17 protein-coding genes are annotated in these 16,945 nt (G+C 64.0%); 14 read left to right on the forward strand and 3 right to left on the reverse strand.

The features are described from left to right. Window positions 1-208 precede the first annotated feature (208 nt). The 4 genes from XH90_RS08350 (at window position 209) to XH90_RS08365 (ending at window position 3,925) form a co-directional block, all read left to right on the forward strand. Window positions 209-1,375: an NEW3 domain-containing protein gene (locus XH90_RS08350; RefSeq protein ID WP_194480287.1), complete on the forward strand. Its 1,167-nt coding sequence runs from the start codon at window positions 209-211 to the stop codon at window positions 1,373-1,375. Then, entirely contained in the window at window positions 1,372-2,358 is a 987-nt protein-coding gene (locus XH90_RS08355; protein ID WP_194480288.1) for an ABC transporter ATP-binding protein, read from the forward strand. The genes XH90_RS08350 and XH90_RS08355 overlap by 4 nt, the downstream gene beginning before the upstream one ends. Beyond that, window positions 2,348-3,310, forward strand: a complete 963-nt coding sequence (locus tag XH90_RS08360; RefSeq protein ID WP_194480290.1) for an ABC transporter permease — start codon at window positions 2,348-2,350, stop codon at window positions 3,308-3,310. Before XH90_RS08355 ends, XH90_RS08360 begins: the two co-directional genes overlap by 11 nt. A 228-nt stretch (window positions 3,311-3,538) precedes the next feature. Further along, window positions 3,539-3,925, forward strand: coding sequence for a rhodanese-like domain-containing protein (locus tag XH90_RS08365; protein ID WP_194480292.1), 387 nt, complete (start codon window positions 3,539-3,541; stop codon window positions 3,923-3,925). Window positions 3,926-3,964: 39 nt separating this feature from the next. Here XH90_RS08365 and XH90_RS08370 read toward each other — a convergent pair whose 3' ends face one another. Further along, the gene (locus tag XH90_RS08370; RefSeq protein ID WP_194480293.1) at window positions 3,965-5,524 is read right to left on the reverse strand and encodes an ABC transporter permease/substrate-binding protein; all 1,560 of its coding nucleotides are present in this window, start codon (window positions 5,522-5,524) and stop codon (window positions 3,965-3,967) included. Next, window positions 5,521-6,303 carry an ABC transporter ATP-binding protein gene (locus XH90_RS08375; protein WP_194480295.1) on the reverse strand — a complete coding sequence of 261 codons (783 nt, stop codon included), beginning with the start codon at window positions 6,301-6,303 and terminating at the stop codon, window positions 5,521-5,523. The genes XH90_RS08370 and XH90_RS08375 overlap by 4 nt, the downstream gene beginning before the upstream one ends. A gap of 131 nt (window positions 6,304-6,434) precedes the next feature. Between XH90_RS08375 and XH90_RS08380 the strand changes: the two genes are divergently transcribed. From XH90_RS08380 to XH90_RS08425, 10 genes are all read left to right on the forward strand, one after another. After that, window positions 6,435-7,253, forward strand: coding sequence for an ABC transporter ATP-binding protein (locus tag XH90_RS08380; protein ID WP_194480297.1), 819 nt, complete (start codon window positions 6,435-6,437; stop codon window positions 7,251-7,253). After that, on the forward strand, window positions 7,253-8,038 hold the full coding sequence (locus XH90_RS08385) for an ABC transporter permease (RefSeq protein WP_194480298.1): 786 nt from the start codon (window positions 7,253-7,255) through the stop codon (window positions 8,036-8,038). Before XH90_RS08380 ends, XH90_RS08385 begins: the two co-directional genes overlap by 1 nt. 225 nt (window positions 8,039-8,263) lie before the next feature. Beyond that, window positions 8,264-9,289: an ABC transporter substrate-binding protein gene (locus XH90_RS08390; protein ID WP_194480300.1), complete on the forward strand. Its 1,026-nt coding sequence runs from the start codon at window positions 8,264-8,266 to the stop codon at window positions 9,287-9,289. Between the two features lie 29 nt (window positions 9,290-9,318). Further along, the gene (locus tag XH90_RS08395) at window positions 9,319-10,023 is read left to right on the forward strand and encodes an NUDIX hydrolase (protein WP_194480302.1); all 705 of its coding nucleotides are present in this window, start codon (window positions 9,319-9,321) and stop codon (window positions 10,021-10,023) included. 91 nt (window positions 10,024-10,114) lie between these two features. Then, window positions 10,115-11,425 (forward strand): ABC transporter substrate-binding protein, encoded by a 1,311-nt coding sequence (locus tag XH90_RS08400; protein ID WP_194480303.1) that lies wholly within the window; start codon window positions 10,115-10,117, stop codon window positions 11,423-11,425. Between the two features lie 15 nt (window positions 11,426-11,440). Then, a complete protein-coding gene (locus XH90_RS08405; protein ID WP_194480304.1) occupies window positions 11,441-12,208 on the forward strand; it encodes an ABC transporter ATP-binding protein in 768 nt (255 codons plus the stop codon). A 3-nt stretch (window positions 12,209-12,211) separates the two neighbouring features. Beyond that, entirely contained in the window at window positions 12,212-12,916 is a 705-nt protein-coding gene (locus XH90_RS08410; protein ID WP_194480305.1) for an ABC transporter ATP-binding protein, read from the forward strand. A 6-nt stretch (window positions 12,917-12,922) separates the two neighbouring features. Beyond that, window positions 12,923-13,804, forward strand: a complete 882-nt coding sequence (locus XH90_RS08415) for a branched-chain amino acid ABC transporter permease (RefSeq protein ID WP_128950396.1) — start codon at window positions 12,923-12,925, stop codon at window positions 13,802-13,804. Further along, window positions 13,801-14,820 (forward strand): branched-chain amino acid ABC transporter permease, encoded by a 1,020-nt coding sequence (locus XH90_RS08420; RefSeq protein WP_194480307.1) that lies wholly within the window; start codon window positions 13,801-13,803, stop codon window positions 14,818-14,820. The genes XH90_RS08415 and XH90_RS08420 overlap by 4 nt, the downstream gene beginning before the upstream one ends. Next, window positions 14,780-15,709 (forward strand): polyphosphate kinase 2 family protein, encoded by a 930-nt coding sequence (locus tag XH90_RS08425; RefSeq protein ID WP_194480308.1) that lies wholly within the window; start codon window positions 14,780-14,782, stop codon window positions 15,707-15,709. Before XH90_RS08420 ends, XH90_RS08425 begins: the two co-directional genes overlap by 41 nt. Window positions 15,710-15,940: 231 nt before the next feature. Here the strand turns inward: XH90_RS08425 and XH90_RS08430 are convergent, their stop codons facing one another. Beyond that, the gene (locus XH90_RS08430; RefSeq protein WP_194480310.1) at window positions 15,941-16,825 is read right to left on the reverse strand and encodes an MBL fold metallo-hydrolase; all 885 of its coding nucleotides are present in this window, start codon (window positions 16,823-16,825) and stop codon (window positions 15,941-15,943) included. Window positions 16,826-16,945: the final 120 nt, after the last annotated feature.

Here is a 16,945-nt window from a genome sequence, read left to right on the forward strand (position 1 = left end):
TACGATATATTAATCTCCGGTCGCAGGAGTTTGGCTTCAAACTAAAGTCTGAGCCGAAAAGTGCCGGAGATCACCTACTTGTAATTGGTGCGGCGCTTCGCTTCCCAAACTTTGTCACGATTTCTCCCATCATCCGGCAAGCCGTCGCCATCGTCTTCAGGCGGCGCGCTGTCCATCTCTGGTCCATTTCCTTGCAGGAGTATCGTCCATGCGAGCGCTTGATGCTGCGCGTCTTGCATTTGCCCTGATGTTGCTTGGCCCCACCGCTTACGCGGCGGAGCCGGCTCACGACATCAAGGGCCTCTATCTCATGACCGACTATCCGGCGGTCACGGTGCGACCGGGGACCACGACCAACGTGTCGCTGCGGTTGCAGGATTACGGTCTCGCGCCGGAACGCTACCAGCTTTCGGTCGCCGGCGTGCCGAGCGGCTGGACCGCGACGCTGCTGGGCGGCGGCCAGCCGGTTGGTGCGGCGATGCCGGCGCCCGATGGCAACGTCGCGCTCCAGCTTCGGCTCGACATCCCCGCCGGCAGCGATCTGAGCGCGCATACGCTCACGGTCAAAGCCGAGGGACAGGGCACCAGCGCCGAACTTCCCATCGCCGTGTCGCTCGCGAAGGAGCTGCCCGCCAAGCTCAGCGTGAAGTCCAGCCTGCCGTCTCTGCGCGGCAGTCCGAAATCGAATTTCGACTACACGCTCTCGATCAAGAACGATTCGGGTCGCAACCTCGTCGCCAGCTTCGCCGCCGATGCACCCGCCAATTTCGAAACTTCATTCACCGAAGCCTATGGTACCCAGGAGCTGTCCTCGATCCCGATCGACGCCGGTCAGTCCAAGGACATCAAGTTGAAGGTGCGACCGCCCAGCGCGACCGGTGCCGGCCATTTTCCGGTGAAGGTGACGGTCAAGGCGGGGGACGCTTCAGCCTCGACCGAGCTTGCGCTCGACGTCGTCGGCGAGCCGCAGCTCCAGGTCTCCGGTCGCGATGGTCTGTTGAGTGCACGGGCCGTCGCGGGCAAGCAGAGCTCGATCCCGATCGTCGTGAGCAACAGTGGGACGGCGCCCGCCGAGAATATTACGCTCGCCGGAACAGCGCCGAACGGATGGAAGGTGACGTTCGAGCCTGCGACGATCGATCATCTCGTGCCCGGCAAGGACAGCGAGGTCCAGGCGCTGCTCACGCCCAGCGACAAGTCACTGGCCGGCGATTATCAGGCCAACATTCGCGCCACCTCGAAGGGTGAAACCGCTTCGAGCCAGTTCCGCATCACGGTCGGCACCTCGACCGTATGGGGGGTGGCGGGCGCCGGTGTCATCGGTGTCGCGCTGCTGTTGATGCTGGGTGCCGTCGCGAGGTTCGGACGGCGATGAGCGAGCAACAGATCGAGACCAGGAGCCCAGCGCACGTTCCGGTCATCCATGCGCGCGGCCTGACCAGGCGTTACGGCGATACGGCGGTGGTCGATGGCATCGACTTCGACATCGTCAGAGGCGAGGTGTTCGGCCTGCTCGGTCCGAATGGTGCAGGCAAGACCACGACCATCCTGATGATGCTCGGCTTGACCGAGATCTCGTCGGGTGAGATCAGCGTGCTCGGCTTCAATCCGGCGCGCGAGCCGCTCAGGGTCAAGCGCCGCGTCGGCTATCTGCCGGATGCCGTGGGCTTCTACGACCAGCTCACGGCCACGGAGAACCTCGCCTACACCGGTAAGCTGATGGGGCTCGCTCGTGCGGAGCGTGCCCTCAGGATCGAACAGGCGCTCCAGCGCGTCGGGCTGATCGACGTCGCCTCGAAGCGGGTCGCGACCTTCTCGCGCGGCATGCGGCAGCGGCTGGGGCTGGCCGAGATCATCATGAAGCGGGCCGAGATCGCGATCCTGGACGAGCCGACATCGGGCCTCGATCCGCAGGCGACCCAGGAGTTCCTGGGATTGATCGGAGAACTCAAGGCCGAAGGCATTACGGTGCTGCTGTCGTCCCATATGCTCGACCAGGTTCAGCGCATTTGCGACCGGGTTGCGTTGTTCAAGGCCGGTCATATCGTGCTGATGGGTGGAGTGGCTGAGCTTTCAGTCAAGGTGCTCGGAGCCGGTTTCGTCGTGGAGGTCGAGGCCGAGGGGCCGGGGATCGCCCGGCGGCTTGCCATGATTCCCGGTGTCACCCAGGTCGAGACGCTCGCCGCCGATCGCTTCCGCATGACCGCGGAGCGCGACGTGCGACCGGACGCGGCGCGCGCGGTCGTCGCGGTTGACGGCGCCTTGCGTAAACTGTCCGTCGACGAGCCGAGCCTCGAAGCGATCTACGCGCGCTATTTCCAGAGCCAGCCAACCGGAGGCGTGCGTCATGCGGCGTGAGGGATCACCGTTCCAGGGATTGTCGACTGTCTTCGTCAAGGAACTCGCCGACCATATCTCCAGCGTCCGCATGTTGATGCTGGAGCTCCTGATCGTCTTCACCGCACTGGCCGCACTGTACGAGGCGATCAACAGCCTCAGGCAGACCACTGCCGAGGATCCGTTCCTGCTGCTGCGGCTGTTCACGATCGACCAGGCGCCGTTGCCGTCCTTCGTCGCGATCCTCGGCTTCCTCATTCCGCTGATGGCGATCGGATTGGGCTTTGACGCCGTCAATGGCGAGCACACCAGGCGGACATTGTCGCGCATCCTGGCGCAACCGATCTATCGGGACGCCTTGCTGATGGGGAAGTTCCTGGCGGCGCTTGCCACCATCGGAATCAGCCTCGCCGCCTTGTGGTTGCTGGTGATCGGCCTCGGCCTGATCTTTCTCGGCGTGCCGCCCGGCGGCGAGGAAGTCGCGCGATCACTCGTGTTTCTGGTCGTGGCAATCTTCTATGCCGGCGTCTGGCTGTCACTGGCGATGTTGCTGTCCACGGTGTTCCGGTCGGCTGCCACCGCGGCCCTGGTTTCGCTGGGTATCTGGCTGTTCCTGACGGTGCTCTGGCCGATGCTGGCTCCGGCCCTGGCACAGGTGGTCGCGCCGGCCGACCCGCGGTATGCGCTGCTCGGCCTGAACGATCCGGCGACCGCGGTGTGGACACAGGAGTTGTTGCGGTTTTCGCCCAACGACCTGTTTGAGGAAGCGATGCTCGCGGTGCTGTCACCCACGACCCGTGCGCTTGGCCCTGTCTTCCTCGATCAGCTTCGCGGCGCAGTCATGGGCGCGCCGCTGCCCTTCGACGAAAGCATCATGATCGCGTGGCCGCAGACCGTCGGCCTCGTCGCCGGAACGATCATTCTCTTTGCGTTCAGCTACGTGCTGTTTCAGCGGCAGGAAGTGAGAGCGTGAGCTGACTTGTGCTTTGCCCTCTCGACCTCCAGGAGAGGGCAGGAGGGGGTAGCCGAACGTCCCCTGCGGCTGCCCCCTCAACTCTGCCGATCGTGGCCGGCCCCCTGTTGCTTTGCCACCGCATCCATCGATAGTCTCGTTGCGTCGTCCTCCGAACGGGGGATGCGACGAAAGACGAATCCGGTTAACGGGGGCGCTCGACAGAACCGCAAACGACAGGAGCCGTCATTGGCAATTTCCGTCAAACAGATGCTTGAAGCCGCCAACGCCGCCGTGACAAGGATCACGCCGGCCCAGGCCAAGGAGATGATCGAGAAGGGCGACGCGCTCGTGCTCGACGTGCGCGATGCGCCGGAAATCGAGAAGAGCGGCAAGATTCATGGCGCGGTGAATGTTTCCCGCGGCATGCTGGAGTTTCGCGCAGATCCCGAGTCGCCGTACCACGACAAGGCGTTTGCCAAGGACAGAACCGTGATCCTCTATTGCGCCTCAGGCGGTCGCTCCGCCCTGGCTGGCAAGCTGCTTCAAGACATGGGTTACAGCGACGTCTACAACGTCGGCGGTTTCAAGGATTGGGTCGACGCCGGCGGCACGATTGAAAAGCCGGTCTTGTAGCAGCGGTGGCTGTGTGGGAGGGCGCAGGATGCGACTAGTCTAGCGCCCGCCGACTTTCCCCCACAGCCACTTCGCCACCGCGTCCGGCGACGAGTTGGCGTCATTGCCGCTGGCGCGCAAATTGGCCTCGCGCATGGTGGCGATGTCGATCTTGCCCAGGAGCGGGCTCAGCGCCGCCTTGAGGCGCTCGTCGCTGGCACGCTTCGGCGCAAGCAGCAGGATCGCATCATAGGGCGGGATCGCCTGCTTGGGATCGTCCAAGGCCACCAGATCGTATTTCGCGATCAGTCCGTCGCTGGTGTAACCGGCGATGACGTCAACCTCGCCGCTGGCCGCCGCCGCATACATGAAGTCCGGCTGCATCTGGCGCTGGGTGCGGAACTGAAGGCCATAGGCCTTTTGCAGTGCTGCCCATTCCGGCCGCGAGAAGAACTCGTAGTCGCCGGCGATCGACATCGTGGAGGTGTGCGCGGCGAGATCGGCGATGGTATGAATGCCGAGCGCGTCGGCACGCTTTCTCGGCATCACCAGCGCATAGGCATTCTCGAAGCCGAGTTCGCCGAGCAGGGTGATTTTGTCCTTGGCGAGCGACGTCTTCAATTCAGCCACCAACTCCGCCCGCGGCTTGATGTCGGTGCGGTGCAGCTGGTTCGCCCACAGCGTACCGGAATAGTCGACATAGAGGTCGATATCGCCGGCCTTCAGCGCCTCGAAGATCACGCTCGAGCCGAGGCCGGATCGCGCGGTGGCGGAGAGGCCGGCTGCCTGGAGACGATCCTTCAGCAGGGCCGAGAGCACATATTGCTCGGCAAAGGTTTTCGCGCCGACCACGTAGCCGGATGACGAGCGCCCCATCGTCGGCACCAGTGTCGCTGCGACCAGTGCCGCGATCCCCGCCGCGCCGAGCGCGGTGCGCAGCCGACCGCGCTGACGCAACCCGCTTTCGATCAGGCCGAGCAGCTGATCGACGGCGAGCGCGAGCGCGGCCGAGGCAAAACAGCCGAACAGCACGAACACCCAGTTCTGGGTCTGGAGCCCGGCAAATATGTAGTTGCCGAGGCTGGTCTGCCCGATCGGGGTCGACAGCGTCGCGGTACCGATCACCCACACCGCGGCGGTGCGGATGCCTGCCATCATCACCGGTAGAGCCAGTGGCAGCTCGATCATCACCAGCGACTGCCGCGCGGTCATGCCGACGCCCTTGGCGGCTTCGATCAGTGCGGGGTCGATGCCGTTCAGTCCCGTGATGCCGTTACGCAGCACCGGCAGCATCGAATAGAGCGCCAGCGCCAGCATCGCCGGCAGGAAGCCGAAGGCAGAGAAAGAAACTCCGAACCAGGCCAGTGTCACGGAGGCTGCGAGGAGCAGCAGCGGATAGAACAAGGCAAGCAGCGCCAGTCCCGGCACGGTCTGCACGACGCTTGCAAGCGCGAGCAGGATGGCGCGCGGCGCCGGTCGGTTGCGCGTCAGGATCGCCAGCGGCAGGCTGACGATCAGGCCAAGCGCGAGCGCAGCGAGGCTCACCCGCACATGGTTGCCGAGATAATCGGGCAAATGCGCCAGCGCCTCGCCCCAGCGCGGATCATTGAGGAAGCTCATGCCGCACCGCTCTGCGGCAGCAGCGCGTTCAGCCGTTCGACCTGGCGGCGCGGCGTGCGCAGCAGCTCGAGCACGTAGGCGTCGCCACTTGCTGCAAGCTCCGCCGGCGTGCCCTGCGCCAGCAACTTGCCGCCACGCATCACCGCGATGCGGTCGGCGAGCAAAATCGCCTCCGTCACGTCGTGCGTGATCATTACGGTGGTCAGGCCCAGCTTGTGGTGCAGCTGGCGGAAATCCTCGCCGAGGGCGTCGCGGGTGAGGGGATCGAGCGCGCCGAAGGGCTCGTCCATCAGCACGATACGAGGCTTGGCGGCGAGCGCTCGTGCCACGCCGACGCGCTGGCGCTGTCCGCCCGAGAGCGCCTCCGGCAGCCGGTCGCGATGGGCGGCGCGGTCGAGCTGCACAAGCGCGATCAACTCGTCGACGCGCACCGCGATCTCGGTTGCGGGCGCGCCGAGCAGTTTTGGCGTGATCCCGATGTTGTCGGCGACACTCAAATGTGGAAACAGACCGGCGTTCTGGAAGACGTAACCGATCCGGCGTCGCAGTGCGACCGGATCGATGTTTTGGACGTCCTCTCCCTCGACCGTGATGGTGCCGCCATCTGCCTCGATCAGCCGGTTGGCGAGCCGCAGCAACGTCGTCTTGCCCGAACCCGACCCGCCGACGACGGCCAGAAATTCGCCCTCGGCAATATCGAGCGACAAATCGTCGACGGCCCTGAGAGGACCGAAGTTCTTGGTGACGTGCGCATAGCCGATCATCGGCCGGGACTGCATTGGGCGACGCTCACTTCGTTGACCCGCCCGATGGGGAGGGAATGACAGACCCATGCGTAGCACGCTTGGCCGGTTGATTGAACTTGGCCGCGCGAGAGGCTAAGGCATCAAGCCGGGTTCGGAGGAAACACATGACAACGCCCATGGCGGTGGCGCTGGAGGATGCCAAGGTTGCGTTCCGGCTGGGGGACGGGAGGGTCTACACGGCGGTGGAGAAGGCCCATCTGACGGTCGCGCAGGGCGAGTTTGTCGCCATCGTAGGGCCGACCGGCTGCGGAAAATCAACCTTGCTCAACGTCGCCGCCGGGCTGCTCAAGCCTGCCTCCGGTGGCGTCAAGATCTTCGACCGGCCGCTTGCGGGGTTGAATCGGGATGCCGGCTATTTGTTCCAGGCCGACGCCTTGTTCCCATGGAAGACCGCGCTCGACAATGTCGCGATCGGGCTCGAGATCAAGGGCGCATCGCGCGCCGAGGCGTTGCCGCAGGCGCAGAAATGGTTGACTTCCGTCGGCCTCGGCGCCTTTGCGGGCCGTTATCCGCATATGCTCTCCGGCGGCCAGCGCAAGCGCGTGGCGCTGGCGCAGGTCCTGATCCGCGATCCCAAGATACTGCTGATGGACGAGCCGTTCGGGCCGCTCGATGCGCAGACGCGCCAGGTGATGGGCAATCTGCTGCTCGATCTCTGGAACGCAGACCGCAAGGCGGTGCTGTTCGTGACCCATGATCTGGAAGAGGCGATCGCGCTCGCCGACCGCGTCGTGATCATGTCGGCCGGACCGTCCTCGCGCATCATCGGCGACTGGCGCGTGAGCTTGCCTCGCCCGCGCGACATCTTCGAGGTGCGGCTGGACAAGGATTTCCATGCGCTGCATCGCGAGATCTGGAGCGTGCTCAAGGACGAGGTGATGAAGGGCTACGCGCAATCCACTCACGCGGCGGAGGTGGTCTGATGTCCCGTGTCACGTTGCTTGCGCTGCAAGCCCTGGTCGCGATCGTCTGCATCGCGCTGTGGCAGTTCTTTTCGAGTGTTCCTGTCTTTGGAAAAGTCCTGCTGCCGCCGTTCTTCTTCTCCAATCCGGTCGATGTGTTCAGCCAGATCGTAAAGTGGTTCGCGAGCGGTGTGATCTGGAAGCACCTGACGATCACGCTATGGGAATCCGTCCTCGCCTTCGTGATCGGTTCGGTTGGCGGTGTGCTGATCGGCTTCTGGTTCGCGCGACAGCCGCTGGTCGCAGCGGTGTTCGACCCCTACGTGAAGATGGCCAACGCATTGCCGCGCGTCGTGCTGGCGCCGATCTTCGCGCTATGGCTGGGGCTCGGCATCTGGTCCAAGGTCGCGCTCGGCGTGACGCTGGTGTTCTTCATCGTGTTCTTCAACGTCTATCAGGGCGTCAAGGAGGTCAGCCGCACCGTGCTCGACAATGGCCGCATGCTCGGGATGAGCGAGCGGCAATTGATGCGACACGTCTATTGGCCCTCGGCGCTGTCGTGGATGTTCTCCTCGCTGCACACCTCGGTCGGCTTTGCCGTGGTTGGCGCGGTCGTCGGCGAATATCTGGGGTCGGCCGCAGGTCTTGGCTATCTCATTCAGCAGGCCGAAGGCGTGTTCGACGTTGGCGGCGTGTTCGCCGGCATGTTCGTGCTGTCGGCCTTCGTCATCCTGATCGATTTTGGCGTCACGCTGGTGGAGCGGCGCCTGCTGGTGTGGCGACCGACCGTGGACGGGCACGGCTAACGCAAAAGAGCCCGCGCACCGGTGGGAGCCCTGCATCGCATCCGGCGCCGAAGGCGGCGCTGACCGACACCCGGCGACAAGGAGGTTCATGATGATGCTCCCCATCGGGAATGGTCTTGTACGCGCCTATCGTTGCGCCGAAAGACCAATGGCTGGTGCCACTTAGCGGTGCTTCTCAAGCCGGTCCCGCTGCTCTATGGTGCCGCAGCCGAACGGAGGAAACCAATGAAGAACACGATTGCCAGGCTCGCCGGCGCGCTGCTGGCGCTGACGCTCACGACGGGTCTTGCCGCAGCGCAAAGCAAGGTCACCATGGCGGTCGGCGGCGGCTCCTGCCTGTGCTATTTGCCGACCGTGCTGGCCAAGCAACTCGGCGAGTACGAGAAGGCCGGCCTCAATGTCGACCTGGTCGACCTCAAGGGCGGCTCCGACGCGCTTAAGGCCGTGCTCGGCGGCAGCGCCGACGTGGTCTCAGGCTATTTCGACCATTGCGTCAACCTGGCGGCCAAGAAGCAGGAGCTTCAGGCCTTCGTGGTCTATGACCGCTATCCCGGCCTCGTGCTGGTGGTCGCCCCCTCGCATACGGGCGACATCAAGTCGATCAAGGACCTCGCCGGCAAGAAGGTCGGCGTCAGCGCGCCCGGCTCCTCCACCGATTTCTTCCTGAAATATCTACTGAAGAAGAACGGGCTCGATCCCGCCGGCACCGCCGTGATCGGCGTCGGCCTCGGGGCTACGGCTGTGGCGGCCATGGAGCAGGGACAGATCGACGCCGCGGTGATGCTCGATCCCTCCGTCACCGTGCTCCAGGGCAGCCATAAGGACCTGCGAATCCTCAGCGACACCCGCACCCAAAAGGACACGCTCGAGACCTTCGGCGGCGAATATCCCGGCGGCGCACTCTACTCGACCGTGGCCTGGATCAACGGCCACGAGAAGGAGACGCAGGCGCTTACCAACGCGATGCTGGCCACGATCGCCTGGATCCATTCGCATTCTCCCGAGGAGATCATGGCGAAGATGCCGGAGGAGATGGTCGGCAAGAACAAGGACCTCTATCTCGCCGCGCTCAAGAACACGATCCCGATGTTCTCCGAGACCGGCAAGATGGACCCGAAGGGCGCGGACGCCGTGCTCGCCGTGTTCAGCCTCGGCTCGCCCGAGGTTGCGAACGCCAAGGTCGATGTCAGCAAGACCTTTACCAACAAGTTCGTCGACCAGGCCAAGAAGACCACGGGGAGCTCCAAATAGCCGACGCGATGGCCTGGTAATCACGCGTCATGACCGCATCGACCATTCATCGCGTCACGACGCTTGATCTTGCCGTGCGTCCCGTCGTCTGGCCGTTCGCCGAGGAGCGGCGCTCCGAGATCGCCGCGCATTTCGCCGAGCAGCAGCGCACCCGGCCGAAACTCTGGAACGGCCGGGTCCTGCTCGGGCGCGATGCTGTCTTCACTGGGGGGCATCTCGCGGCGACCTATTTCGAGACGGATTTCGCCAGCTTCCTGGCCTGGCGGGACTGGGGCTTTCCCGATCCGGCCGTGTTCAACGGGTTCGGCATGGGGGCGCTGCGCACCTCCGATGGCGCCTTCGTGATGGGCGAGATGGCGCATCACACCGCCAACGCGGGACGAATCTACTTCGCGTCGGGTACGCCCGACCTCGACGATGTCAGGGACGGCGCGCTCGACATTCCCGGCAGCGTCGTCCGCGAGCTCGAGGAGGAGACCGGCCTGTCCCCTGCCGACTACTCGGCGGAGGCGGACTGGCACTGCGTCGTCACCGGCACCTCACTTGCCATGATCCAGATCCTCAACCTGGATATGCCGGGTGAGGCAGCTCGCGCGCGGATCGAAGCCAATCTGGCGCGCCAGGAGGAGCCGGAGCTTTCGGCCATCCACCTCGTTCGCGGGATGGACGATCTCACGCCGACCATGCCGCGATTTGTCACGGCCTTCGTCGCGCAGCAGTTCGCCTCGCGCTGACGCACGAGGCTTGACATCGCGCGGCCGAGCCCATGTGATGGGCGAAAAGCAAAACAAAAGACGCAATGCACAATCGTCCAGGGAGGTTTAGATGCGCCTGCGCATGGCTGCCCGCTTGGTACGTGGGCTGTTGATCGCGATTGCCGCGATGGGGCTGACCGTTTCGGTCCAAGCTCAAGACAAGAAGATCAAGATCGGCGTGATATTCGACCTGACCGGCCCGCTCGCGGGCGGCGGCTCCGAGCTCGAATATCTCGGCACCAAGATCATCCTCGACCATTTCAGCAAGACCGGCGTCGAAGGCTACAAGGTCGAGGCCGTCTATGCCGACGCGCAGAGCAAGCCCGATATCGCCATCAACGAATCCGTCCGCCTGCTCGAGCAGGAGAAGGTCGATCTGGTGCTTGGCTTCTTCTCCTCGGCGCAATGCGTGCCGGTCGCCGCCCGCGTCGAGCAGCTCAAGAAATTCATGTGGATGACGACCTGCATCTCGTCCGCCGTCTTCGCCGACAAGAACTACAAATACGTCTTCCGCCCGCAGGCGAGCGGTGATCAGTTCGGCGCGATGACGATGGATTTCATCGCGCAGAATTCGAAGGAGAAACTGGGCAAGGAGCCGAAGGATCTCCGCGTCGCCATCATCCACGAGGACGGCGCCTACGGCGTCGACGTCGCCAAGGGCAACGAGGCCGGCGCGAAGAAGGCCGGCTTCAACATCGTGCTGAAGGAGGGTTATTCGGCCACCGCGCCGGATCTTTCGGCGCTGGTGACCAAGCTGAAGCGCGCGAAGCCCGATGTCATTTTCCACACCGGTTACAACCCCGATATCACGCTGTTGCTGCGGCAGGCGCGCGAGCAGGGCCTGAAGTTCGCGGCACTCGTCGGTCACGGCGCCGGCTACGGCGTCTACGAGAAGCTCAAGGAGGGGATGGGCGCCGACGCGAACTACATCTTCAATACCGATCCGATATCGATCTGGCTCGCCAACCAGAAGACCATGAACCCGAAGCTTGCACCCGTCATCAAGATGGTCGGCGAGGAGTTCGACAAGATCAAGCCGGGCGTCGCCATCCGCTCGGCCCATGTCGGCATCGGCGCGTCCAACACCTACGTCTTCATGGATGACGTGTTGCCGCGTGCGATCAAGAAGTATGGCGGGGTCGATCCCGAAGCGCTGCGCAAGGCGGCGCTCGACACCGACATTCCCGAGGGTGGCACGATGCTCGGCTTCGGCGTCAAGTTCTACGGTGAGGGCACGCCGATGGCCGGCCAGAACGAGCGGTCATTCCCGGTCGTGATCCAGTACATCGACGACAAATCCTCGGTGGTATGGCCCAAGAGCCAGGCGCAACGCGAAGCCGTGCTCCCGCTGCCCAAGGGCACCACCTACAGCAACCAGTAGCAGCGGAGCCGGGCGGTGCTGGAGGTCAGCGGGCTGTTGAAGCGGTTTGGCGGCTTCACCGCCGTGAACAACGTGTCGTTCAAGGTCGATCAGGGCGAGATCCTCGGCCTGATCGGCCCCAACGGCTCGGGCAAGAGCACGATCTTCAACATGCTCTCGGGCACGCTGGCGCCGAGCTCCGGCTCGATCCTGTTCGATGGCTCGGAGATCGCGGGCCTGGCGCCGCACCGGATCATCAACCGCGGCGTCGGCCGCACCTTCCAGATCCCGCGGCCGTTCCGGCGGCTCTCCATTTTCGAGAACGTCGCGCTCGCCGGATTCTACGGCCAGGGCCGCCACAGCCGCGTCAAGGCCGAGGAGGCGGCGGAGCGCTCACTCGCGATGGTGGGCCTGCCGACGGATCGCCACGCCGGCGTCGACGGCCTGGGCGCGGCCGGCTTGAAAAAGCTCGAGCTTGCGAAGGCCCTCGCCACCGCGCCGAAGCTGCTTCTCGCCGACGAGAGCCTCGGCGGCCTCGACGAGGCCGAGATGGACCAGGCGGCCGACATGCTGCGCAATATCCGCGACGAGCTCGGCATCACCATCATCTGGGTCGAGCACATCATGGGCGTCTTGATGCGCGTCGTCGACCGCGTCATGGTGCTCGATCACGGCGAGAAGATCTCCGAAGGCCTGCCCAGCGCGGTCGCGGGCGATCCGCGCGTCATCGAGGTCTATCTCGGCACCGATGCCGAGACCACGCAGGCGGCGGCCGCCGAAGCGCGCCGCCGCGCGGGAGGGTAGCCGATGCTGGAGCTGCGATCCGTCGACGCCGGCTATGGAACCTTCCAGGTGCTGTTCGACGTCAATCTCGACGTCAATGCGGGTGAGGCCGTCGGGGTCATCGGGCCGAACGGCGCCGGCAAGACCACGTTGATGCGCGTCGTCTCCGGCCTGATCCGCCCTTCGCGCGGGTCGATCGCGATGGAGGGCATCGACGTTCTGGCGACTCCGCCGCACAAGATCGTCAGCCTCGGGATCGCGCATGTGCCGGAGAACCGGCGGCTGTTTCCGCAGCTGTCTGTCGACGACAATCTGAAGATGGGCGCCTTCATGAAGGAAGCGCGCGGTCGCTATGCCGAGCGGCTCGAGGTCGTGTTCGACCTGTTCCCGCGCCTGAAGGAGCGCCGCCATCAGATGGCCGGCACGATGTCCGGCGGCGAGCAACAGATGTGCGCGATCGGCCGCGCGCTGATGTCGAACCCAAAGCTCCTGCTGCTCGACGAGCCCTCGGCGGGACTGGCGCCGGTCGTGGTGCAGCAGGTGTTCGAGCTGGTGAAGCGAATACGTGCCAGCGGGCTGACGGTGCTGATCGTCGAGCAGAACGTGCAACAGGTGCTGAAGGTGGTCGATCGTGCCTATCTGATCGAGGCCGGCACGATCCGCGCGTCGGGCACCGCGGCCGAGATGCTGGCGAGCGACACGGTCAAGGAAGCGTATCTCGGGGTGTGAGCGGCCATGCAGGCGTTCCTGGATATTTTCGACATCTACCTGCTGGAGGCCGTCATCAACGGCATTCTGCTCGGCGGCGTGCTGGCGCTGCTCGCGCTCGGGCTCAACCTGATCTTCGGCGTCATCGACGTGACCTGGATCTGCTACGCCGAGCTGGTGATGATCGGCATGTATGCCATGTATTTCATGGTCCAGTATTACGGCATCAGCTATTTCATCGCGGCACCGCTGACCATCCTGCTGGTCGCGATCCTCGGCGCCCTGCTGCATTATCTCGTGATCGCGCCGCTGCTCACCGCGCCGCCGATCAACCAGTTGCTCGCGACCGGCGGCGTGCTGTTCGTGCTGCAGAGCTTTGCCACCGTCGCCTTCGGCATCGACTTCCGCAATCTCGGCATCCGCCTGCCGGTACTCGCCTTCGGCGACATGAATTTCAGCTACGCACGACTTCTGTCGTTCCTGGCGGCGCTGGTCGGCATGGTTGCGGTCTATCTGTTCATGACGCGCACCTTCACCGGCACCGCGATCCGCGCCATCTCGCAGGACCGCCAGATCATGGCGCTGATGGGCGTCGACACCAAACGCATCTATCTCATCACGTCGGCCATCGGCGGCGGGCTCGCCGGGCTCGCCGCATGCCTGCTGGTGCTGCAATATGACGTGCATCCCTTCGTCGGCCTTTCCTTCGGGCCGATCACGTTCCTGATCTGCGTGCTCGGGGGCCTCGGCAATTTCATCGGCGGCTTCATCGCCGCCTTCGTGTTCGCCGAGATCATCTCGCTCGGCGGCCTGTTCTCCGATCTGGAATGGGGCTACGTGCTCGCTTTCGCGTTCTTCATCGTCATGATGTTCATCCGGCCCGCGGGCCTGCTCGCGAGGCGCCGATGACGGGGCAAGGCAGGCTTGCGGCTTGGGGGATCGGTCTGGCGGCGCTGGTCGCGCTGCCCTTCGTTTATCGCGATCCCTACCATCTGCACATTCTGGTGCTGATCCTGATCTGGTCGTTCGCCTATACGTCGTGGTCGATGATGGGGCGGTTCGGCCTGGTCTCGCTCGGCCATGGCGGTTTCATGGGCATCGGTGCCTATGTCACCGCGTTGCTCTGGAACCATCTCGGCCTCTCGCCCTGGATCGGCATCCCCATCGGCATGGTAGCCGCCGGCGCGCTGGCGCTGATCGTCGGTTATCCCTGTTTCCGCTTCCGCATCACCGGGCATTATTTCGTGCTGGTGACGCTGGCGCTGTCGGGCATCGTGCTCCAGGTCATCACGGCGACGCGCGACTATACCGGCGGCTCGCTCGGCTATACGCCGAACCGCGCGGCCGGCAACAAGCTGCTGGCGCTGCAGTTCGACGACAAGACCACGTGGTACCTGATCGCGCTTGCGGTCTGGCTCGGCGGCATCGTCGTCTGGCACCTGGTCGATCGCAGCATGAGCCGCTACGCGCTCGAGGCGATCTCGGAGGACGAGGATGCCGCGGCCGCGGCCGGCGTCGACGTCACCGCGGAGAAGCTCAAGATCACGCTGATCAGCGCCCTCATGACGGCGCTGGCCGGCGCGATCTATTGCCAGTACCAGATGTTCATCACGCCCGATACGGTCAGCGGAATCGCAGTGTCGCTTCAGATGGTGTTTGCGGCCATCGTCGGCGGCCTGTTCGTCTCGCTGGGTCCGACCGTCGGTGCCGTCATCACCATCCTGCTTGCGGAAACCTTGCGCATCGGCTTCGGCACCAAGGCGGTCGGCTGGGACAATCTCGTCTACGGCGTGCTGCTGGTGCTTTTCATCATATTCCTTCCCAAGGGCATCCTTGGTAGCGTACTCGACCGATTGAAGTCGCAACGCAAGGTGCCCCGCGCTCATGAACAAAAAGCCGTCCAAATCGCTCGCCCAGGAACTTGACCGCTACATCACGCCATTCCGCCACGACGGGTCCGGCAAGTTCCACCTGAAGGACTACAAGACCAACGATAGGGGCGATCTGGACAAGGACGCGGCGCAAGACATTCTCGACGCCAACAAGAAGCGGCTGATCGAGTTTCAGGAGAGGCTCTACGCCCAGGACCGCTGGTCGGTGCTGATCGTGTTCCAGGCCATGGACGCCGGCGGCAAGGACAGCGCGATCAAGGCGATCTTCGAGGGCATCAATCCGCAGGGCTGCGACGTCCACGCCTTCAAGGCGCCGAGCAGCAAGGAGCTCGACCATGATTTTCTCTGGCGCCATGTGATTGCGCTGCCCGAGCGGGGCAGGATCGGCATCTTCAACCGTTCCCATTACGAGGAGTGCCTGGTGGCGCGCGTGCACCCGGATATCCTCGCGAAGGAGAAGCTGCCCTCGAGGCTCGTCACCAAGAATATCTGGAAGGAGCGGTTCGAGGACATCTCCGCCTTCGAGCGCTATCTCTCCCGCAACGGCACCGTGGTGCTGAAATTCTTCCTCAATCTCTCGAAGGAAGAACAGCGCAAACGCTTTCTCGACCGGCTCGAGGAGCCGGCCAAGCAGTGGAAGTTCTCGATGGGCGACATCAAGGAGCGCGCGCTGTGGCCGCGCTACCAGGCGGTCTACCAGGACATCGTCCGGCACACGGCAACGGCTCATGCGCCCTGGTACGTCGTGCCCGCCGACCACAAATGGTTCGCCCGCGTCGTGATCGGCTCGGTCATTGTCGCGGAGCTGGAAAAGCTGGACTTGCGCTTTCCCCGTGCAGACAAGGCTTCGCTGGCGGAGTTCGACAACGTGCGCGAGGCGTTGGAGCGGGAAGCGAAGGGGAACAAGAAGCGGGCGAAATGAAAGGGCGCGAAACAACCCCATGCACAGTAGCCGGCGACACGGAATCAACGGCCTGGCGTCATCGTTCGGATTTTAAGAATTGTCGTTGACCCGTCGGGCAAAACACTGGCATAGTGCCATCATCGTCATCCTTGTGGTGGGGGCTCTGCGCCAAGGCAGCTCTCACCATTTTTGTGGAAGCAGCCCCACACCCTGACCCTCTCCCCGCAAGAACGGGGAGAGGGAGGATAATCAATACCCCCGGCCCCACCAATAGCAGAACCGCTCGACATTGGCCGGCAGGCCGGCCTCGTAATTCGCCCACTTCTCGTATTTCGGCAGCTTCACCTCCTTCATCGCGGTGTCGAAGCATTTGCCGGCGTCGGCCGCCTTCTTCACCTCGGCCGAGAGATCCTCCATGTAGGCGATGTCGTCCGCGACATCCTTCTTGGTGCCGAGCCGGCCGCCGGCATTCGGATGGCCGGGGATCATGCGTTCCCAATCCAGCGAGGCCAGCTTCTTCAGCGAGGCGATATATTCCAGCGGCGAGGCGTTGTCGGGGATGTTGCGGAACTGGACGCTTTCGATCGGCGCGAAGTCGACGACGAAGACCAGCTTCTCCTTCGGCAGCCGCATCACCAGCGAATTGTCGGAATGGTTGCGGCCGACATAGTCGAGCTCCAGCGTGGTGCCGCCGAGCGTGATCGTCTTGATGTCGTCGACCACCTGGTCCGGCATCACGATGTCGGCCAGGAGCGCGTTCTGCTTCTTGAGCTCGAGCAGCCGCTCCCGGGTGCGGCGATGCGCGATGAAGGTGGCGCCAAGGTCCTTGAAGGGCTGGCCGCCGGCGATGTGATCGTAATGGTGGTGGCTGTAGATGACGTATTTGATCGGCTTGTCGGTGACGGCCCTGATCGCGTCGATATAGGGTTTGGCGGGACGCAAGTAGGAGATCGGATCGGTCGCGATCACGCCCTTCGGCGTCACCACGAACATCGACTGATGGCCGCCATAGCGGAAGATGTAGACGTTGTCGGTGCCGTCGACTTTTCTGGTCGAGGTCTGCGGCGGGGTCTGCGCGAAAGCGGATCCGGTGACGAGGGTCGCGAGAACGGCGATGCAGGATAATGCTTTCATCTCTGGCTTTCTGAAAAAGGGATGGGGCGATGCGACGAGTATGATCTCTCGTACAAACGCTGCGAGAAGGGATTTATTCCGCGCTCTCACTCGGTCAGTCTGCCGCGGAACAGGCGTGCA

Origin of the sequence: Bradyrhizobium sp. CCBAU 53338 (genome assembly GCF_015291665.1) — a bacterium.
In the GTDB taxonomy this organism is placed as follows: domain Bacteria; phylum Pseudomonadota; class Alphaproteobacteria; order Rhizobiales; family Xanthobacteraceae; genus Bradyrhizobium.